This window comes from Aquirufa sp. ROCK-SH2 (assembly GCF_054558315.1).
In genome coordinates, this window is record NZ_JBPXKB010000002.1 from 46080 (window position 1) to 66525 (window position 20446).

The 20446-nt window shown below is 36.6% G+C and carries 16 protein-coding genes; 12 read left to right on the forward strand and 4 right to left on the reverse strand.

The genetic code is table 11. The features are described from left to right. Position 1: 1 nt before the first annotated feature. The 4 genes from V7S79_RS04135 to V7S79_RS04150 all read left to right on the forward strand — a co-directional run bounded on the left by V7S79_RS04135 (position 2) and on the right by V7S79_RS04150 (position 6177). The gene (locus tag V7S79_RS04135; protein WP_459485025.1) at positions 2 to 754 is read left to right on the forward strand and encodes a LytR/AlgR family response regulator transcription factor; all 753 of its coding nucleotides are present in this window, start codon (positions 2 to 4) and stop codon (positions 752 to 754) included. Between the two features lie 118 nt (positions 755 to 872). Further along, complete coding sequence (locus V7S79_RS04140; protein WP_459489298.1) at positions 873 to 2828, forward strand: PQQ-dependent sugar dehydrogenase; 1956 nt, start codon at positions 873 to 875, stop codon at positions 2826 to 2828. 11 nt (positions 2829 to 2839) lie between these two features. Continuing rightward, positions 2840 to 3898, forward strand: a complete 1059-nt coding sequence (locus V7S79_RS04145; protein ID WP_459489299.1) for an alpha/beta hydrolase — start codon at positions 2840 to 2842, stop codon at positions 3896 to 3898. 74 nt (positions 3899 to 3972) lie between these two features. Then, a complete protein-coding gene (locus V7S79_RS04150; RefSeq protein ID WP_459489300.1) occupies positions 3973 to 6177 on the forward strand; it encodes a xanthine dehydrogenase family protein molybdopterin-binding subunit in 2205 nt (734 codons plus the stop codon). Between the two features lie 62 nt (positions 6178 to 6239). Here the strand turns inward: V7S79_RS04150 and V7S79_RS04155 are convergent, their stop codons facing one another. Further along, positions 6240 to 6977, reverse strand: a complete 738-nt coding sequence (locus tag V7S79_RS04155) for a hypothetical protein (RefSeq protein WP_459489301.1) — start codon at positions 6975 to 6977, stop codon at positions 6240 to 6242. Between the two features lie 194 nt (positions 6978 to 7171). On the opposite strand from V7S79_RS04155, the gene V7S79_RS04160 reads away from it, so the two are divergent. The 3 genes from V7S79_RS04160 to V7S79_RS04170 all read left to right on the forward strand — a co-directional run bounded on the left by V7S79_RS04160 (position 7172) and on the right by V7S79_RS04170 (position 8799). Beyond that, positions 7172 to 7333, forward strand: coding sequence for a cupin domain-containing protein (locus tag V7S79_RS04160; protein ID WP_459489302.1), 162 nt, complete (start codon positions 7172 to 7174; stop codon positions 7331 to 7333). 22 nt (positions 7334 to 7355) lie between these two features. Beyond that, complete coding sequence (locus V7S79_RS04165) at positions 7356 to 7766, forward strand: SRPBCC domain-containing protein (protein WP_459489303.1); 411 nt, start codon at positions 7356 to 7358, stop codon at positions 7764 to 7766. Positions 7767 to 7869: 103 nt separating this feature from the next. Next, on the forward strand, positions 7870 to 8799 hold the full coding sequence (locus V7S79_RS04170; protein WP_459489304.1) for a metallophosphoesterase: 930 nt from the start codon (positions 7870 to 7872) through the stop codon (positions 8797 to 8799). A 131-nt stretch (positions 8800 to 8930) separates the two neighbouring features. On the opposite strand, the gene V7S79_RS04175 is transcribed toward V7S79_RS04170, so the two are convergent. Next, positions 8931 to 9668 carry a GLPGLI family protein gene (locus V7S79_RS04175; RefSeq protein WP_459489305.1) on the reverse strand — a complete coding sequence of 246 codons (738 nt, stop codon included), beginning with the start codon at positions 9666 to 9668 and terminating at the stop codon, positions 8931 to 8933. Between the two features lie 3 nt (positions 9669 to 9671). After that, entirely contained in the window at positions 9672 to 12500 is a 2829-nt protein-coding gene (locus V7S79_RS04180) for an outer membrane beta-barrel protein (protein WP_459489306.1), read from the reverse strand. Positions 12501 to 12681: 181 nt separating this feature from the next. On the opposite strand from V7S79_RS04180, the gene V7S79_RS04185 reads away from it, so the two are divergent. Both V7S79_RS04185 and V7S79_RS04190 read left to right on the forward strand, forming a co-directional pair. Further along, complete coding sequence (locus tag V7S79_RS04185; protein WP_459489307.1) at positions 12682 to 13053, forward strand: BlaI/MecI/CopY family transcriptional regulator; 372 nt, start codon at positions 12682 to 12684, stop codon at positions 13051 to 13053. Continuing rightward, positions 13043 to 14491 (forward strand): M56 family metallopeptidase, encoded by a 1449-nt coding sequence (locus tag V7S79_RS04190; protein WP_459489308.1) that lies wholly within the window; start codon positions 13043 to 13045, stop codon positions 14489 to 14491. Before V7S79_RS04185 ends, V7S79_RS04190 begins: the two co-directional genes overlap by 11 nt. A gap of 201 nt (positions 14492 to 14692) precedes the next feature. Here the strand turns inward: V7S79_RS04190 and V7S79_RS04195 are convergent, their stop codons facing one another. After that, a complete protein-coding gene (locus V7S79_RS04195; RefSeq protein ID WP_459489309.1) occupies positions 14693 to 16351 on the reverse strand; it encodes a carboxylesterase/lipase family protein in 1659 nt (552 codons plus the stop codon). Between the two features lie 134 nt (positions 16352 to 16485). Here V7S79_RS04195 and V7S79_RS04200 point away from each other — a divergent pair, with 134 nt between their 5' ends. From V7S79_RS04200 to V7S79_RS04210, 3 genes are all read left to right on the forward strand, one after another. Beyond that, positions 16486 to 17322 (forward strand): VanZ family protein, encoded by an 837-nt coding sequence (locus V7S79_RS04200; protein WP_459489310.1) that lies wholly within the window; start codon positions 16486 to 16488, stop codon positions 17320 to 17322. A gap of 131 nt (positions 17323 to 17453) precedes the next feature. After that, on the forward strand, positions 17454 to 18929 hold the full coding sequence (locus V7S79_RS04205) for a glycoside hydrolase family 28 protein (RefSeq protein ID WP_459489311.1): 1476 nt from the start codon (positions 17454 to 17456) through the stop codon (positions 18927 to 18929). A 12-nt stretch (positions 18930 to 18941) separates the two neighbouring features. After that, positions 18942 to 20429, forward strand: a complete 1488-nt coding sequence (locus V7S79_RS04210; protein WP_459489312.1) for a glycoside hydrolase family 28 protein — start codon at positions 18942 to 18944, stop codon at positions 20427 to 20429. Positions 20430 to 20446 lie beyond the last annotated feature (17 nt).

Sequence of the window (20446 nt, forward strand, 5' to 3'; positions counted from 1 at the left end):
TATGAATGTTTTAATAGTTGAAGATGAAACTGCCGCATTCGAATCAATTATTCAATTATTAGATGAAATAGACCTTGATATTAGTGTTTTAGGGAACACTGAAAGCGTAAGTCAAACTGTTAATTGGTTGAAGAATAATCCTTCCCCAGACTTGATTTTTATGGATATTCACCTGTCGGATGGGTCAGCATTCTTAATTTTTGATTACATTCAGCTAGACGTTCCAATAATTTTCACAACAGCATTTGATGCATATGCGATAGAAGCATTTAAAGTAAATAGCATAGATTACCTCCTAAAACCACTTAAAAGTATTGATTTACAAAATGCAATTTTAAAATTCAAAAAGAGGACTTCAGCTGAAATACACACCTATTTAGACAATTTATTAACTTTTACTCAAACTAAGCATTTTAAAGAAAGGCTATTAATTCCCATAAAAGATACACTTTTGCCTATTGAGGTTTCCAAAATTTCTTATTTTTATACAAGTGATAAAACAACCACAATAAAGCTGGTAGATGGTAATACTTTACCATTTACCGGTACTTTAGATTACATCTTCTCGTCGCTAAATCCTAAAGACTTTTACAGAGCAAATAAACAATTTATTATTGCGCGCCTATCAGTTAAATGTATAACTATATGGTTTGATAGTAGATTATTAATTTCTATGAATACGGAAACGCCTGAGTCAATATATGTTAGTAAAAATAAAGCATCTGAATTTAAAAATTGGATTGTAAACGGATAGCATAATAATTAAGAATTCGCCTTTAAACGCTTTTTTTTCGTCTTTACTCCTAACTATAAAATACTTGATGTAAGATTTAAGATATTTGATTGTCCAATCGTATCTATAAATAATCACAATGAAAAACTTACACATGTATGATTCTTTGCGGATCAAAATTTCGCTTTTACTTGTTATCTTGTTTCAATCCGCTTTATTTTCTCAAAATTCTAATCAGGCGGCATTAATTGATGGTAAAAATCTTTATGTGACTTACTGCGCAAATTGTCATGGAAATTCAGCTCAAGGTGCAATTAAATCAGGGTTTGATATTTCTATAATCACGGAAAAAGGAGGAAAACAACCACCTAATTTAACGGATCAAGCATGGGATCATGGTTCATCAGATGCGGACATAATTAAGTTCATTAAAGAGGGAAACCCCGCCAATATGATGCCTTCGTTTCAAGGTAGTCTTTCCGATTCTCAAATCAAGAATGTTGTTGCTTATGTTCGTTCTCTTTCCGACAACAACAGGTCTTCTCAATTAAATTCTTCAGTAGCAGAAGTTCAAGCCAACCAAATTAATGGACTAGGTATTGAATTAAATGATTTTATTGAATTACCTATTACTGGAGACATGTCAACGGATCGCGTTTCAGGAGTTTTGGCTAGAGGTGGTGTATTGCGAGGTGAACCAGGAAACAACAATCACCTTTTTATTAATGACCTGACTGGACCACTTTACATCTATGATAAAAAATCAAAAGAATTAAAAACATATTTAAATTTAGATGGTTCTGCAGGTCACAACGGACTTTTTCCAAAATTCACTGCTGCGATGGGATATGCCGCAGGATTGGTGAATTTTGTTTTTGATCCTGAATATTCTAAAAATGGTATTTTTTATACTTTACATATGGAAAATGCTGTTGCTCAAGGTGAAACTGCGGGACCAAAGACAGGTATAGTTCCTGGTTTAAATTTAGATGGTTATAGTATAAGTTCTGCTTTATTGCCTCCGATGGCTCCTAATCCTCGTGGAGTTAGGGATATGGTAATTGTTGAATGGACAGACAAACAGTTGGGAAATACTACCTTTGAAGGTTCGGCAAGAGAGGTTTTAAGAATGCAATTACCTGGATTATTTCATCCCTTAAATGAAATGATATTTAATCCAACTGCAAAAAAAGGAGACCCAGAGTGGAGAGTGATGTATCTAGGGGTTGGTGATGCAGGAACAGGAGAAAGACCAGGACCAACTAGATTGTATGCTCAAAGATTAGATAATTACCAAGGTAAAATTCTAAGAATTATTCCCATGATTAGTGAACATACGAGAACAAGTACATTAAGCGAAAACGGAAGATATAGAATACCTAATGATAATCCTTTTATTTCTGTTCCAGGTGCAAAAAAAGAAATATGGACTTATGGAATGAGAAATCCCCACCGAATGACATGGTATATAGATCCATTAAAACCCAATAATCCAACTTTAATTGCGTTCAATATAGGTTTAGTGACTTTTGAAACTATTGACATAGTTAAAAAAGGTGCAAATTATGGATACCCCCTAAGAGAAGGTAGTCGAAGTATGTCAGAAAATAATGTCATGGGATCAATTCCTGCTGATGATATTTTACCTATAATGATTAATGATTCAGTTACAAATGGATCCATAAAGCCAACATACCCAGTTATACAATACCCTCACGCTCCAGGAGGAGGTGATGCAATTGCAAATGGTTTTATATATAGAGGGAAATTGATTCCGAAATTAAGAGACTGTTTAGTTTTCGGAGATATAACAACCGGAAGAGTTTGGTATTCTACAATTAAAGATGTTCTTGCCGCAGATGACAATGACCCTTCAACCGTCGCTCCAATTCACGAGTTGAATACCGGAATTAGACAAATATCGGAGGAAACATATAAACGACGTGGTGGATTAACAACTGGGCTTCCTGGTAGAGGTGCTGTGGCTGGTCCGGGAAGAGTTGATTTGCGTATCGCAGAAGATCACGAAGGTGAATTATATTTATTAACAAAAAGCGATGGAATGATTCGTCAAGCGATAAGTATTAAAAAATAATATTTTTAAGTATGCAAAAATTACGCTCAATCTTTGGAATCCTTGTGCTAAGCAGTTTTTCAGCTTTGGCACAAAAAAGTCCATTAATGATTCAAGACCAAGGAAATTTTACCGTTGGTGGAACGGTCATTAAAAATGCTGGTACTTATGATCCTGTGAAAAGAGGTCCCGAAGGACAAACTTTTCATGGAGATCATGCCTATATTACCTATCAAATTCCTGTAAAGGCGCGCAAATTACCTTTGGTTTTTTGGCACGGAATAGGGCAATTTTCTAAAACTTGGACAACAACACCAGATGGAAGAGAAGGCTTTAACAATCTATTTTTGAGAAAGCGTTTCAGTGTATATTTGATCGATCAACCCCGAAGAGGAAATGCAAGCAGAAGTACAGTGGAAGCAACCATTAAACCCATTCCAGATGAGCAAATGTGGTTTGGTACCTTTAGAGTAGGTACCGGAACTGACTATTTTCCTGGCGTACAATTCCCGAAAGATAAAGAAAGCTTGAACCAATATTTCCGACAAATGGCGCCGAGTTTAGGACCTATTGATGCAGAAGTGGTTACGTCAGCTACTTCCAAATTATTCGATAAAATTGGAAAAGGCGTTTTAGTAACCCATTCGCATTCGGGTGGATTTGGTTGGGCGAGTGCCGTAAAAAATGCCAACATCAAAGCCATTGCATCCTATGAGCCTGGTAGTGGATTTTTATTTCCAGAGGGAGAAGTTCCCGAGCCCATTGCTAGTTCATCGGGTCCGGTTAGTGCCATTGGAATCAAAAAAGAAGATTTTCTAAAGTTGACCAAAATTCCTATCATCATCTATTACGGTGATAATATTCCTGTCAATTACGATGCCAATAATCCAGGTGCTGATGGCTGGAGAGCCCGTTTGCGAATGGCCAGAAAATGGAGAGATGTGGTCAATCAATATGGTGGAGATGTGACGGTTATCCATCTTCCTGAAATCGGAATTAAAGGAAATACGCATTTCCCTTTTTCAGATTTAAATAATGAAAAAATTGCTGATTTATTGTACGAATTTTTAGCGAAAAAAGGATTAAATTAGTACGCGCTCAGCTTTGCCGAGTAAAATAGTTCCCACTCAGCAAAGCTGAGCGGGAGTATAGAAAAAAAGAACCTATGAACCGCAGATCCTTTTTACAATCAACAGCCATCGCAGGTAGTGGTTTCATGTTAAGTTTTTCTGTTTTTGCTAAAGGAAAAACAACATCCGCTCAAGCGGCAAATTCATTAACGGAGTTAAATGGATTTGTTAAAATCACTTCGGATAACATCATTCAAATCATGTCGCCCAACCCTGAGGGTGGGCAAGGGGTTAAAACCTCTATGCCCATGATTGTGGCAGAAGAATTGGATGTTGATTTTAAATCGGTTCAGGTCATACAGGCCGACTTGGATACCAAGCATTTTACTCGACAATTTATTGGAGGTAGCCAGGCCATCCACCAAGGTTGGCAATCGCTACGAAATGCAGGTGCCACAGCTCGACATTTACTTCGAGAAGCGGCAGCCAAACAATGGCAAGTTCCTGTGGAAGAAGTGAGTACCAAATTAGGCGTTTTGTACCATCAAAAATCTGGAAAATCTGCTAATTATGGCGAAATGGCCAATTTAGCAGCTACTTTACCTGTACCTACTAAGGTGGAATTAAAATCGGTGAAGGATTTTCAGATCATTGGAAAATCTCAAAAAAATGTTGATTTAAAAAAGATTATTACGGGTCAACCTTTGTTTGGAATAGATACCAAAAAACCAGGTATGCTCATGGCTATGATTGTGCATCCACCAGCGTTTGGACTCAAATTGAAATCGTTTCAGGCAGAGCCGATCAAAAAAATGAAAGGCATCAAAGATGCTTTTGCCATTAAAGTTTTCAACGAAAATTACGAAAAAACTTTTTTCGATACGACCTCCTTTAACGAAGTAATCGCTATCGTAGGCGATTCAACGTGGTCGGTTATGCAGGCCAAAAAAGCGGTAAAAGCTGAATGGGAACCCATTTCTTCCTATACCCAAAATAGAAATATGTTGGGCAGAAAATTGGTAGAAAATATTCCTGCTGGATTAGAAAATACAACGACACATCTTGCCCAAATGAAGGAAAGGATGAGTAAACCTGGTACGGTTCGTAGAAAAGATGGGGATATAGAATCTGCCTTTAAAAATGCAGCAAAAGTGATTGAAAGAACCTACAATGGGCCTTTTTTAGCACACAATTGCATGGAGCCTATGAATTTCTTTGCAGATGTGAAGGAAAACAAAATTGAATTAGCAGGGCCATTGCAAAAACCAGAATTTACAGAGCAGGCACTTTCTGCGAGATTAAATATTCCTGTTGAGAACATAGATATTAAAATGACGCGATTGGGTGGTGGCTTTGGAAGAAGATCCTACGCGCATTGGCTGATAGAAGCGGCTTTGATTTCTCAAAAATTAAAAGCACCTGTGAAATTATTGTATTCGAGAGAAGATGATATGACAGCCGGTATTTACCGTTCTACCTATATGGCAACGTATCGAGCTGCTCTGGATGCGAATAATCAGTTAATTGGTTTTCATGTAAAAGCGGGAGGTTTGCCCGAATCGCCATTATATCCCAATCGTTTCCCTGCAGGGGCTGTAGACAATTATTTGGCAGAAGATTGGACCATCGATAGCAATATTACGGTTGGGTCATACCGTGCCCCCCGTTCCAATTTTATGGCGGCGGCTGAGCAATCCTTTTTGGATGAAGTAGCTGAATTAGCTGGGAAAGACCCCATCGCCTTTCGTTTGGAACTATTGCAGCGAGCAAAAGAAAAGCCTGTAGGCAAGAACAATGAATATGAGGCAGATCGATACGCGAAAGTAATTGAATTGGCTAGAGAACAATCGAACTGGGAGCAAACGAAAAAGACGAAAAAATTGGGCTTTTCTGCCTATTTCTGTCACGATTCATACGCAGCCCATGTGATAGATTTAGAAATGAAAAACGGAGAACCTTCTATTCAAAAGGTTTATTGTGCCTTGGATTGTGGTATTGTCGTAAATCCCGCTGGAGCAATTAATTTAGCAGAAGGCGGAATTGTTGATGGAATAGGGGCGGCATTGTATGGAAAAATGACCTTTGAAAACGGAGTTCCACAAAGCAGCAATTTCCATAATTATCGAATGATTCGAATGAGTGAAGCTCCAAAGGAAATTGATGTCCAATTTGTCAAAAATGAAATCGACCCATCTGGCATGGGGGAACCCGCCTATCCACCTGTTTTTGGCGCTTTAGCCAATGCACTCTACCGAGCAACCGGCAAAAGACATTATGATCAACCGTTTGTGAAGGAGTAAAGAAACTTTGTGCCCTTTGTGTTATAAATTAAGTTTACCACAAAGAGCACAAAGAGTTTAATCTAATTCGCTACTCGACTTAAATGATCTAAACGAATGGTATTTCTTAATTGACTCGCCTTTTTGTTGGTCTCCGTCAAAATAGCATTTCCTTTGCGTTTGGCATTGCGCTCATCCTGATGCGTGTAATAATCCAATCTTGACTTATCAGGCAGAATCAATAAATAAGTATTGTTCGCATAACCATCAATGGCACGATAAACGATGTAATTGTATTTCAATCCAAGTGCTTTATCCTCCGCATTTGCTTTTTCAATCAAGCTTTCATACTCGTTTATCTTGTCAAAAGGCACTGTAAAAAGAACCACCTTTCGAAAATCATAATTCTCCAGTTTAAAATCGGGCTCAATGACGCTAATGTTTTTTACTTGAACCCAAGAAGAACGAGTGGTAGCCTGGGTTTGATTCGCTGTGGATTGAGCCACAAGATCCTTCAATTCAACACCAATTTTAGTGGTCAATTCCCCTCTATTACCAATGTATTCTCCAAAGTTTTTATCGCCTTTGATAAACACCATGCTGTAAGTACGCCCAGTTTCGGAAGTATGTGCAGAACGATTATACGTCGCTGGAGAAGCCTTCAACCACCAATTACGAATGGCAGGATAGTTTTTCTTGTAAATGTCAATGTCTGCCACTTTACTCTCATTTAGTAAGATAAATGTGCGTTCAGTGTCTTGTGCAACTAATTTCAGTCCAACAAGGGACAAAAAGATCAGGGTTAAAATTTGCTTTTTCATAAAAGGGAATGATTTAAATGATAAATTTTTCCCAATATTATGAAAAGCCAAAGGCCTTTAAACTATCAAATACCCCTTGTTTTGTCCATAATTCGGGGTATTTTGTCTTGATAAATCAAAATTTTGTTCCAATCAATTAATTTCAATCTACAATTGAATGGTATATTGCAAAACATTTTTTTAATTCATAGTTAATGGAAACATTTATCCAAAATGATTCAGTAGAATGGGAGATTTTAGAAGACAGAATCCGGAGAAAAATTCTTTCTCACGATCCCAATTTAATGCTGGTCAAAGTAGAATTTCAAAAAGGAACCACCCCATTTAGCCCAATGAGGGCAGACTTTATTCAATAATTAACTAATATCCCAGCATAAAATGACTCTTATAACTGTACAATCAACCATCAATGCTCCCATTTCAAAAGTATGGGAATGTTGGACTCAAGAAAATCACATCATCCATTGGAATTTCGCTAGTCCGGATTGGCATTGCCCAGAAGCAAAAAATAACTTACAAGTAGGTGGTGAATTTAATTATATCATGGCTGCCAAAGATGGGTCATTTAGCTTTGATTTTTGGGGAACTTACCAAAAAATCATCCAAGAAAAAACCTTAGCAATTGAATTGGGTGATCAGCGTAAAATGTTTGTTCATTTTGAAGAAACCAAGGAAGGAACCCTCATCACCGAAGAATTTGAACCTGAAAGCCAGAATCCCCCAGAAATGCAACAAATGGGCTGGCAAATGATTTTAGATAATTTTAAGGGGTATGTGGAGAAGTTATGATGTAAGAAGTATGAGGTAATAGGTAATAGGTAAGAGGTAATAGGTTTTTTTCTCTCCTCTCTTCTCTCTTCTACAATAATTTAAACTTCCAAAAAATATTTCTATGAAACTTTCTTTAAAGTCTCTTTTTCTTTTTTCGCTGCTAATTGTTCATTTTTCCAATGCACAAAATAGGAAATTTACCATGGTCGCTTTTGGCGATATGCCCTATCATGTGCCTGAAGATTACCCCAAGTTTGAGCGATTAATTGCTCAAATGAATAAAGAAAAACCAGATTTTATTGTACATGTTGGCGATTTCAAATCAGGCTCAAGCCTTTGTTCCAATGAATATTTTGAACGTATGCATACTTATTTCGAGACATTCGATTCTCCTTTGATTTATACTCCGGGAGATAATGAATGGACAGATTGTAATCGGAAAGCGGCTGGCGAATATGATCCTAATGAACGATTGGAAGTTTTACGTCAATTATTTTTTAATTCAGATAAAAGTTTTGGAAAGAAAAAAATGCCGCTATATGCTCAATCAAAGATGGTTGGATTTGAGAAATATGTAGAAAATAATGCTTGGACCAAGGAGGGAATCCAATTTGCGACTATTCACTTGGTGGGTTCTAATAACAATTATAAACAGCCAGATTCAGCGAATGAAGAATTTATTGAACGGGAAAAAGCTAATTTAGCCTGGTTAGAGCACATTTTCGATTTAGCAAAAGACAAAAAGGGACTAATGTTATTTACCCAAGCAGATATGTTTTACAAAGACATGAAGCCTAGTAAGGGGTTTGAAAAAATCGTAATTAAATTAACGGAATTAACTCAAAAATATGGCAAGCAAGTATTCCTGGTAAATGGTGATTCGCATCGATTCATCACGGACAAGCCCCTTTTGATCAATAATCAAAAAACTACCGTCATGAATTTCACAAGAATCAATGTTTTTGGAGATGCAGAAATGGCTGCAGTAAAAATCACTTTTGATCCAAAATCAAGCACCCTTTTTCAGGTAGAACAATTAATGATTGATTAAAACCGCTTTTGCATTATTTTCATACAAACTTCAGTGAGCATCTACATCCAGCTATAACGTCAAACCTATTACCTTTTACCTCTTACCTATTACCTATTATACCTCTTACCTCATACATCTTACATAATACCTCAATACCTCAGCCCCCAATAGGGATTTCGAAAACCTTTGATGGATTCTTTGATAAAATCAGCAATGATTTTATTATACTCGGCATCCGATATTTTCTTGCCTTTTATTTTCTTTAAATTTAATTCATTCGTCAATTTTTTCCATTCGATTTTATTTGCCACAATTGTCACATCGCCATCATTGATATCCAATTCTAAAATCAAACCGGGTAATCCAAAATATCTTTCTGGACCCGCTGGAACAGGAATGTCTTGAGCAAACCACGCCACAATCTTTTGCTTTTTTATGGTATCTTCTGTTACCGCTTTCATACAAACAAATCCAGCAACTTCTTTAATTTGATTCAAAATTTTCCATTTTGGACTACGTAATGTATCATCAACCACATAACTTTTGCCTAACATATCCACATAATCCGTAGAACGTTCAGTCTCAAAATTTTTGGTTAAAAATAGCGTCTCTTTTCTGCCTACCCAGCCTTCTTCTGGATTATCCTCACCGTAGGCATACAAACTTTGTTGTGGATTAAATGCCAAAGTCATATTTTGCTTCCATCCTTCATCTGTACTACCCCAAGTTAGTTTTATCCGATCTTTTTCTTCCGTACTTAAGTAAGTCAAGCGATTCATGATGTTGGCCCAAAAAGTTCTACGTTCGTAATATACCACACCTTCTTGCTTCAATTCCTGACAAAACGAGGAAAAAGAAATGAATAATAAAAGTCCAATTTTTTTCATTTTCTAATTTTTACGAATGGGCGAACTTAATCCACGCATATTATACGTATAACTCAACATAACATATTGAGATAAGGTCCGCGTTTTTTCAAAGCTCACAAAATTTTGAAAGGCCATTTGATTCACTCCTAAGTTCTTCCTAAATACATCATATACCGTCAATCGGATTTCTGATTTTTGTGCTTTTCCCACATATTTAAATACGGAAAGATTCAAAATTGGCATCTCCTGGTACAATCCTCTTGTTTTGTTTTCGAAAATTCGATAGTCGAAATTATAAGAGAAAAAGATGTTTTTCCCAAAATTAACATTCAATTCGGAACCCCAATTATCATTACGAATATTTTGATCCGGTAAGGCTGATTTCTCATAAGAAGAATGAGTTAAGCCAAAACTCGAATTAATATAAAGTTTTATCCAATCATTTGGGGTGAATGAAATCCGGGAAGAGATGTTTCCAGAATTCGTTTGTGTGTTGGTTAAAAGATCATTCAACATCAGTGGATTTTTAGCGCTTGTAAAATCAGCATTTATGCTCACCGTACTAATCGTTTTTTTCAATGGAAAACCAAATCCAAAATATCCATTATATGTTTCCCCACCAGTCAGATTCATTGGTTTGGTTATTATAATCCCCGTGGAACTAATGGTTTGATTATAAACGATTTGGTTGACATTATAGTTATAGGCCAAATTAGAATAAAAATGCATAAAATTAGCCGCATCAAATAAATTGAAACCAGCTGAAAGCGAATGACTTACACTCGGAAGCAAATTTGGATTTCCAACGCGCAAAAACAAGGGATTACTATTATCAACGATGGGCTGTAAATCTCTAATATTGGGTTCTGTGGCTGATTTGTCATAATTAAAAAACACATATCGATTATTTTTCAATTCTAAATCAGCGCTCAACCTCGGAATCCAAGCTAAGTAGGAAAGGTCAATATTGGCTAAATTAGTCCCTACTGCCGTTTTTCTGAAATCGCCTGATAAATTAAAATGTTGAGCAGCCAATCCTGCTGAAATATTAATCCCATCTTTGGAATAACGCAAACTAGATCCTAAACGATTATAGGTTAATCGATTGTCGTAAAAACGACTTAAACTGTCATTTCTCATGTTTTTAATTCCAATGACATTGTCAAATAGTTCTCGATTAACTTGATTGTTTTGAAGGCTGGTATTGAAAAATGATTCCCAAAAAAAGACTTTAGACAAAGGCTCTACAAAGAATAAACTCGATTTGACTTGTGATTTATTGGAAAAATTATTTGCCAACTGATCTATTGCTTGAATAGAATCGCGTAAGGTAGTCGCGTTCCATATTTTGTTTATTGACTTTTGACTAGCATTTCCATTCGAATTCAAATAATTATATCCCGCACTGGCTGAAAAACTACGACCTTTCTTGGCAAATTTATGTCTGAAAATCGCTGTATTTTGAGTCGTTAATGACTGCAATTCACTCCCATTTTGTAAAAATGAAGTCTGTGGGACAAGGTTATGTGGTACTATGCTATTTTGAAAAAGTAATTGTTGATAAATCCGATTCGTTTGGTCCGAATTTCCAAAAGTCAATTTCCCATTTCCAATCAAAATCAGTGTATTCAATGAGTCCAGGTTTTTTTCAAACCGTAAACTCATCCGATGATTGGCGGAAAATGACTTTTGATAGCTAGTATCTGCGGAATTTTGGGATTTATCTTGGAAGAAACGTTGTGTGGCAGAAATTTTATCAATGATTCTTTCAGACTGATTGAAATAGTAATTAGAGCTAAATTTTGACTTTTTCGTATCGTAATTATAATTGGCACCACCGGAATAATTTTTCGAAAAGCCATCTCTTCTGCCACCAATTGGAACTCCAAGTTGGTCGTCACCATCATCAAAAGTTAATAACCGCATAGTAGATGAAAATCCAAAATCTGCTTCATCTCCCCAACTGAACGATTGACTCCCTCTAAAGTCTTGATAATCATCAAATGACATACCCGATTGATTGGTGTTATTCGCTAATCCGATGAGAGAGACTTGGTTTTTGGCGTCAAATTTATTGTAGTTACCTTTTATTTCTCTTCGGTCTTCTGTGGCTATTCCAGCAGTAATCTTTCCAAATCCACCCTTTTTGTGACTTTCTTTTAACTCCAAATTGATGGTTTTTTCTTTTTTCCCATCATCGATACCCGTTACCTTGGCGGCCTCCGTTTTACCATTGAACACTTGTACTTTTTGAATAGCATCCGCACTAATATTTTTTGTGGCCAATTTAGGGTCTGAACCAAAAAAACTTCGTCCATCCACCGTTACTTTCTTTACCGTTTGACCTTGTGCCCTTATACTTCCATCAGCTTCAATTTCCATACCTGGTAATTTCCGTAACAAATCTTCTACTGTAGCCCCTGGAGGCACTTTAAAGGATCCAGCATTGTATTCAATCGTATCTCCTCGTATACTCAATGGTGCTTTGGCCGTTCGAACAACCACCTCAAATAACTCTTTTGAAATAGGCTTTAAGGTGATATTTCCTAAGTCTAGAAATGGTTCTTCTAAAGGTTTAATGTCCATTTGCAAGGGTAAATAACTTACATAAGAAACTTTTAAAATATAAGCTTGCCGCTTTACATTTTTAAACTCAAAATGGCCTTGCTCATTAGATCTACCATAATTTACCAAAGAAGAATCTTTCGGTTGCAATAACATCACTGTCGCTTGAGGAAGTGCTCGTCCGCTTGAATCAATTAATTTACCTTGTATTCCAAGTTTATTTTGACCCAAAGAAGAAAAGGCAATAAGAAATAATAAAGAAAAAATGGATTGAATTTTGATCATTTGGGTAATTTAAGTCGGCAAATAAACCACATAAATACGAAATCTCTTGGCAAATATTGTTAAACGGGCAAAAATCAGGATTAATCAAATACGTACATTTTCAATTCTAACTAAAAAAATAGTTAAAAATATTTTGTAACTAAAAATTTAGTTATACATTTGTCCCAACAAATCGGGAACAATGAAGAAATTAACACAAGCAGAAGAACAAATTATGCAGGTCATTTGGAGTCTACCAGAAGGGGGCTTTCTAAAAGACATCCTTGAAAATTTACCAGAACCCAAGGCACATTCCAACACAATCGCTACCCTCTTAAAAATCTTGGTGGAAAAAGACTTTGTAGGTATCTCAAATCCCAATAGAAACAACTTCTATTTCGCCAAAATCAGTAAAGAATCCTATTCTAGCCAAAGAATCTCAGGTCTAGCCGACTCCTTTTTTGATGGTTCATTGACCAATGTCGTATCATTTTTGGTTGATAAAAAACAAGTTTCCATCGAAGATTTAGAATTATTGATTAGTCAATTAAAAAATAAAGACCATGGCAAATAACCTACTTCTCGTCTATTTGGCAAAAAGCATTCTTTTGTCGGGAATTTTTTATGCCTATTATTTACTCGTACTGCGCAATAAACGCTTTCACACTTACAACCGCTTTTATTTGATTGTCAGTTTAGTCTTAAGTTGCTTTATTCCTTTTTTTAGCTTTACCTATTTTACAGAGAAAGAAACTATTACAACTACCACAGAAAAGGCGCTTTATCTTTTATCAACGGTGAATGTCAAAGCACAAGAAATGCCTTGGCTAGATCAATATGGCTTGGAACTTGCTCTAGCGATTTGCGGCAGCGTTTCTTTCCTTCTTTTGGGATACTTATTTTTTCAAATATACCGAGTGATACAATTGAAAAATAAGCATGAAGAAAAGTGGATCAATGGCATCGCTTTTATTGAAACAGAAGATGAAACCGCACCTTTTTCATTTCTCAACAATTTGTTTTGGAAGAAATCCATTGACATAAATACCGAAAATGGTCAAGCTATTTTCAAACATGAAATCACTCACATTGAACAAAAACATACCTACGACCGCCTTTTTTGTCAAATCATTTCAGCCATATTTTGGATGAATCCTTTCACTTGGATCATTCAAAATGAACTACAAAATATCCATGAATTCATCGCAGATGAAGAAGCCGTTGGTAACAACAATGTCGATTCTTTAGCCAAAATGATTTTGGAGTCCCAGTACGGAAATCATTTTTTAAACCCTATCCATTCCTTTTATTATTCATCCATTAAACGCAGAATTATTATGTTAACAACCTCAAAAACAGCTAAATATACCTACCTAAGAAAGGTATTGGCATTGCCCTTATTGGCAACACTTGCTATTGTATTTTCATTGAAAATTCAAGCTCAAGAACAAAAGAAAAAGACAAAAGAAGCACTTCAAATTGAAGTAGCGCAAGCGAAAAAAAATGAGCTTCAATCGAAAAAAAATGAACAAAAAGCGAAAACTCTCCAAGTCAAATCAAGTATAGAGGAATCTCGTTCGAAATTCGAACAAGAAAAAGCAAAATTCGAAGAAACTAAAGCTAAATTCGAACAAGAAAAGGCAAAATTTGATGCATTTCAAGCGAAACTAATCCCTCAAAAAAAATCTGCAGACATCGCTATCGCTTTCATTGACACAAGTGACATTGGCATAAAAAATGGACAAAATGGAAATGAAATTAGTGTTTACTCCAAAAATGCAAATGGAACTATGGCTCCAAGCACATCGGTAACCCTAGTAAAAACAGGTGGAATAGATAAAGTAAAGCCTTTACTTGTTGTAGATGGCGTCATCATGAAGGATTTAGAATTGAATAAAATTAATCCCAACAACATTGAATCCGTAAATATATTAAAGGGGGAGAATGCCCTAGCAAAATATCCACAAAACGGCGCAAATGGGGTTGTCGAAATAAAAACCAAGAAAAAATAAAGCCTATTTTTTAGTTTGAAAAATGATTGATTAGATTTTGTAATAGCCGATGATTTTCATCAGGCTATTGCCGTTTTACTGAATTTAGAATTAAGAATTTCATACGTCTTACCTTTTACCTCTTACCTTTTACCTCTTACCTTTTACCTCTTACCTTTTACCTCTTACCTTTTACCTTTTACCTCTTACCTCTTACCTCATTCACAGCCTCCCCACTTCTCTCCAAACATTCAATTCTTCCTTGAAACGATCTTTAATGATTTCCAGTTTCGTATCTATGCGCATCGTTGTTCGATCTTTCAAATTATAAGCCTTCCATTCAGGAGCATTTGCCGCAAAAGGTTTACCTGTTTTTGCAAAATTGGTCCATAATTCAGCAAAGTTGTGAGACGCAATGGCTTTTTCTGGTCGATTACCCCCAAAGAAACTAGGTTTATTGGCCGACTCATTATTGAACTTAAAAGAAATGTCCATCGCATGTGGAGTTCCCATGGCAAATTCCGTACCTGGAATTTTCACTTCTGATTTATAACCAAAATTGTACAAATAAACGGGCGCTCCCCCTTGCTTGGACTTTTTTTCAGCAATTTCAACAGAACCTAAACCCATCATAGCAATAGAAGAAATAGCAATATAAATCTCTCCTGCTGTTGCATCGGGCCTAGATTTTCGATACGTTTCAATGATTTTGCTTGTATTTGCGCCGTATGTGGGTGATAATTTATTTTGTAAAGCTTCAAAAGTATACGAAGCAAAATCGCTTTCTTTTCTCTCCCATGCGAAAAACGCATATTCATCTTCATTCCAGCCTACTAACAAAGGTTTATTTTTAGAAATATTTGGAGCAGATGGGTCAAAGGGATGCGATGGAAGTGCTTTTCCATCAACAACAGGACCAAAACCGCCAGCATTTCTTCGCATAATTCCCATTTCTTTATTTTTTTCTTGAAATGGTGCGACAAAAGGTAGTTTTGCCTGCATCGCTAATAAATAAGCAGCGGGGATATCCAATAATTTCCTCCAATTTTCTGGAGCAATATTGAACTCTTTTAATAAATGCAAAGTGTTTTCATGAGCAGTATCGGCATTCATCATTCGAACTCCTGGTCCACTTTCAATCGATGCTTTGTTAAAATAAGGTGCAGCAGATGGCATGGCATATAAACAAGAGGTTTTTGCGCCTCCTCCTGATTCACCCCAAATCATGACATTATTAGGATCCCCTCCAAATTGAGCAATATTTTGATTCACCCATTTTAAGCCTTCTACAATGTCCAACATACCATTATTCCCAGACCCCTCATAATCTGCTCCTGCAATTCGATCCAAATACAAAAAGCCCATTAATCCTAAACGATGATTCGTTTCTACCACCACCAAATCAAAATTACGTGCCAGATTAGCCCCATCTTGTCCAGCAGAACCTCCGGAACCAATGACAAAACCTCCTCCGTGATTATAAAACATTACCGGCCTTTTTTTATTGTCATTGGCGGGTGTCCAAACATTTAAAAATAAGCAATCCTCCGAAGGTGCAGGTTCATTTCTGCGAGGTGCTTGAATAGCTGGAGCGCCCAAATTTAGGGCATCGCGTACCCCAGACCAAGACTCCAAAGGAGCAGGTCTACGAAAACGACGTTCCCCAGAAACACTACCCGCGTAAGGAATACCCTTGAAAATATTAACACCATCCGTCCTTAGCCCCTTTATTTTACCATAACTGGTGTCAGCTATAACAAATTCTTCCATCAATGAATGACTTGATCTGTTACCTGCCTGAGCAGAAAAAGAACTTGTTACTAATCCCACCCCAGCCGTAGCCAAAGACATTTGTCCAATAAATTCACGTCGATTGATCATAATTGAAATGCTATTTCCTAAATTTAAATCAATTGAATATCCTAACTATCCTTATCGCTTACGGTAAAGTAATAATTTAACCATAAAAAATTATATTATATTTGTTTACTCTAATCATCCTATTTATATCACGCATGAAATCTCGTATCATTCCTATTATCCTTCTTTTATGTTTTATTGCTTTAGTCATTGAAATTTTGGTCCTAAAAGACCTCCCTATGGTTCGGATTGGCCATTTGAAATTTAATTTTGGTGGAACACAAGAAGGTCCAGGAAATTGGATTCCCTTTAAGACCATTATTCCATACCTTATGGGCGAAAAAGGCTTGCTCATTGGGGGAATCAATATCCTTGGGAATATCCTAATTCTCGTTCCCGTGGGATTCATGTTTCCCTTCGCTTTTCAACAATGCTCTTGGAAAAAATGTAGTTTACTTGCCCTTTTAATTTGCTGCTCCATCGAAGGAATACAAGTATTATTTCATGTAGGAATTTTTGATATTGATGATGTTATTTTAAATGTAATAGGTGTACTCTTCGGATTTTGGTTAGGAAAAACATTCCAACAATCCCGCTTTTTTAAATCCATTGTTTCTCCCAAAATGATGGGTAGTTTGATCATCGGTACCATCCTCTTTTTCGTCCTATTATTCATGTATGGACCAATTGGATTAGAAAAAGCCCCTGTCAGAGAACTTAGAACCATGAGCCCAGGGAAACAATCAACGAAACAATTACAAGAAGATCTTTGCAATGGAACTGGTGGAACCGGACAAATTATTAGCAAAGGACTTCATTTTTTTATGCTAAAATCTAATGAAGGCCGAACACAAAAAATCCTCGTAACTCCTTCGACAACAATCAAAACTAGTGCCGGACCTGCAAAAGAAGCTGATTTACAAATTGGCAATCGGGTGACCGTAGTAATTGATGAAACAGAAACAGCCCAATTGGTATTGGTATGCCAATAAATTGAATAAAGGTAAATATTTTCCTTTGTGAACTTGGTGTTTAAAAGAAGAGAGAAGAGAAAAAAGTTGAGAATATTGCCATTTATTGAGTTTTCCTAAGTAAATTTCTTTACTCTAAACCTAAAAAAATAATGAAGTACCTTGTAATAACCTTGCAAGTGCTAATATTCTGTGCTTATTCCTCAAAAGCAGAAGACTATAAAGCATCCCTCTTTGGAATAAAATCCAACGGAACTAACCTAAACACCCATGCTATCCAAAAAGCGATCGATTACATTCATGAAAAAGGAGGTGGCCGATTGGTTTTTTATGTAGGGAGGTACCTTACAGGGACGATACATCTAAAATCCAATGTAACCATTCACTTAGAAGAAGGTGCGATTTTAGTGGGTTCCACCAATATTTACGACTATAATTTAAACGAAAGATTCCCTTCTCTCATTGCAGCTAATAAAGTAGAAAACATCGCTATTACGGGAAAAGGTGTGATTGATGGACAAGGCAGAGAAGTGGCCTATCATGTGACGGATCAAGTCCAAAAAGGAATTCTAAAGGATGCGCTTGTCAATGACCGTTCAGCCTTGTGGCGCCCCAAAGGCATCTATTTTAGGGAATGTAACAATGTGAGCCTAACAGGAATCGTGGTGAAAAATGCCGCGGAATGGGTTATTGTTGCAGACCAATGTCAAAATCTGAAAATTGATAAAATCATTGTAGATAGCAAAGCTTTTTGGAACAACGATGGCATAGATATTGTCGATTGCAAAAATGTACTAATTTCCAATTCCTATATCGATTCAAGTGATGATGCCATTTGTTTCAAATCACATGACCCAACAAAACTATGTGAGAATGTAGAGGTGCGTAATTGTGTGGCCAAATCAAGCGCCAATGGCATTAAATTTGGAACCGTAACCTCTGGCGGGTACAAGAATTTCAAAATTATCAATAACAAAGTATATGATACTTATCGCTCTGCCATTACCATTGCTACGCCAGATGGAGGAGTGGTAGACAATATTTTGGTAGATAGTCTATATGCCTACAACACGGGAAACCCCATTTATTTGCGGATTGGCGCACGTTGGAACAAAGGAAGAACAGGCTCTATGAGCAATATTACCATCCAAAATATGTATTGTGAGGTGGCAGAAACCAAAGCGGATGCTGGACGAGAATATGAAGGGCCAATCGAAGATTTACCCAGAAATATTTCTCCAGCTAGTATCGTAGGACTCCCTGGACAAGCTATTTCAAACGTAACTTTGAAGAATATACAAATCGTATTTCCAGGAAATAGTAATCCCAATTATGCATTCAGAGGCATTCTCCCAGCCGATTTAGACAGTATTCCTGAAATGCCTTCGGCCTATCCAGAATTCTCACAATTCAAAGAGCTTCCCGCTTGGGCTTTTTATGTTCGTCATGCCAAAAATTTGACAATGGAAAATATTACGTTAACTGCTAAAGGAAAAGAATATCGACCAGCCATTGTGATGGATGATGTACATGGTGCCAGATTAAATAACCTGATTTACATCGAGCCCACTAAAAAGAAAAAGCAAGTGCATTTATACAAATCAACCGACATTCTTCAAAAGAAATAAATGAGAATCATCATGAATCATTATCAAAATATCAAATTCGTATTTTTCCTTTTGATTGGATTTTCCCTTTCCGCTAAGGACTATTTAGTCTTGGATTTTGGCGCTAAAAATGATGGTGTAACCATTAATACTCGTTCCATTCAAAAAGCCATTGATTTTGTCCATGAAAATGGAGGAGGCCGCTTGATTTTCCAAACGGGAACTTATGTAACTGGAAGTGTTTATTTGAAATCCAATGTCACTTTGCAATTGGACCAAGGCGCAACCATTTTAGGCTCAACCAACCCTTTTGATTATATCAAAGACAAAAAAATTGGATGGATGTCCATGATTTTTGCAGTCAACCAAGAAAATATTGGCATTACTGGAAAAGGCACTATTAATGGGAGAGGCTACATCACTGCCAATAACATGGTCAATTACATACATCGGGGCGTTTATACAGACATTTTAAAATTGGATCGCCCAAATGAGACCAATCGACCACAAAACATTTATTTCCGAGAATGTAAAAATATTACAATCACAGACATCACATTAAAAGACCCTGCCAGCTGGAACCAAACCTATGATCAATGTAAAAATTTGTATGTAGATCATATTTATGTAGATAGCAAAAGTTATTGGAACAATGATGGAATCGATGTGGTAGATTGCGATGAAGTAGTGATCAAAAATTCCTACTTTGATGCAGCAGATGATGTCATTTGTTTCAAATCACATTCGCCAGATTTTATTTGTCAAAACGTTGTGGTAGATAACTGCGTTGGCCGATCTAGCGCGAATGGACTAAAATTCGGAACCGTTTCCCGCGGGGGATTTAAAAATTTCAAAGTAACCAATTTAACCATTTTTGATACCTTCCGGTCTGCCATCACTTTTGCGGCTGTGGATGGAGCTGAAATTGAAAACATTGTAGTGGATGGTGTCCGATCCATCAATACTGGGAATGTTATTTTCCTGCGCATTGGTGATCGTTGGGGAAAAGGGAAAAAACCGTATATGAAAAATATCAGTATTTCGAATGTGTATGCTGAAGTCCCAGAAGGAAAACCAGATGCGGGCTATAACTACGAAGGGCCCGTAGAAGATTTGCCCAGAAACATTTCCCCTGCCAGTATTGTAGGTTTGGTAGAAAACAAAATTCAAAACGTTAGTTTAAAAAATATCCACATTGTATATCCTGGAAATGGAAATCCATTATATGCCAAAAGGGGTTTAACATCGGAAGAATTAGATAGTGTTCCTGAAATGCGAGATGTTTATCCAGAGTTTTCTCAATTCAAGGAGCTTCCAGCTTGGGGATTTTACATTCGCCACGCAGAAGGAATTACCTTTGAAAACGTCACATTTACAGCTAAACAAAAAGATTACCGACCAAGTATTGTCCTAGATGATGTGAACGGCGCTCATTTTTCAGGTATGCAAATAAATGAACCCGAAAGTAGCCGTAAAACTCAAATTTACCCTTATCATTCAAATAATGTCATTGTCAAATAAGACGTTTTGCAAACTAA

What these genes read in the sequence shown, in the direction of transcription:
- V7S79_RS04140 (WP_459489298.1), top strand. Translation starts at nt 873, where the DNA reads ATGAAAAACTTACACATGTATGATTCTTTGCGGATCAAAATTTCGCTT.
- V7S79_RS04205 (WP_459489311.1), top strand. Translation starts at nt 17,454, where the DNA reads ATGAAGTACCTTGTAATAACCTTGCAAGTGCTAATATTCTGTGCTTAT.
- V7S79_RS04135 (WP_459485025.1), top strand. Translation starts at nt 2, where the DNA reads ATGAATGTTTTAATAGTTGAAGATGAAACTGCCGCATTCGAATCAATT.
- V7S79_RS04150 (WP_459489300.1), top strand. Translation starts at nt 3,973, where the DNA reads ATGAACCGCAGATCCTTTTTACAATCAACAGCCATCGCAGGTAGTGGT.
- V7S79_RS04195 (WP_459489309.1), bottom strand. Translation starts at nt 16,351, where the DNA reads ATGATCAATCGACGTGAATTTATTGGACAAATGTCTTTGGCTACGGCT.
- V7S79_RS04210 (WP_459489312.1), top strand. Translation starts at nt 18,942, where the DNA reads ATGAATCATTATCAAAATATCAAATTCGTATTTTTCCTTTTGATTGGA.
- V7S79_RS04175 (WP_459489305.1), bottom strand. Translation starts at nt 9,668, where the DNA reads ATGAAAAAAATTGGACTTTTATTATTCATTTCTTTTTCCTCGTTTTGT.
- V7S79_RS04185 (WP_459489307.1), top strand. Translation starts at nt 12,682, where the DNA reads ATGAAGAAATTAACACAAGCAGAAGAACAAATTATGCAGGTCATTTGG.
- V7S79_RS04160 (WP_459489302.1), top strand. Translation starts at nt 7,172, where the DNA reads ATGGAAACATTTATCCAAAATGATTCAGTAGAATGGGAGATTTTAGAA.
- V7S79_RS04165 (WP_459489303.1), top strand. Translation starts at nt 7,356, where the DNA reads ATGACTCTTATAACTGTACAATCAACCATCAATGCTCCCATTTCAAAA.
- V7S79_RS04145 (WP_459489299.1), top strand. Translation starts at nt 2,840, where the DNA reads ATGCAAAAATTACGCTCAATCTTTGGAATCCTTGTGCTAAGCAGTTTT.
- V7S79_RS04170 (WP_459489304.1), top strand. Translation starts at nt 7,870, where the DNA reads ATGAAACTTTCTTTAAAGTCTCTTTTTCTTTTTTCGCTGCTAATTGTT.
- V7S79_RS04190 (WP_459489308.1), top strand. Translation starts at nt 13,043, where the DNA reads ATGGCAAATAACCTACTTCTCGTCTATTTGGCAAAAAGCATTCTTTTG.
- V7S79_RS04155 (WP_459489301.1), bottom strand. Translation starts at nt 6,977, where the DNA reads ATGAAAAAGCAAATTTTAACCCTGATCTTTTTGTCCCTTGTTGGACTG.
- V7S79_RS04180 (WP_459489306.1), bottom strand. Translation starts at nt 12,500, where the DNA reads ATGATCAAAATTCAATCCATTTTTTCTTTATTATTTCTTATTGCCTTT.
- V7S79_RS04200 (WP_459489310.1), top strand. Translation starts at nt 16,486, where the DNA reads ATGAAATCTCGTATCATTCCTATTATCCTTCTTTTATGTTTTATTGCT.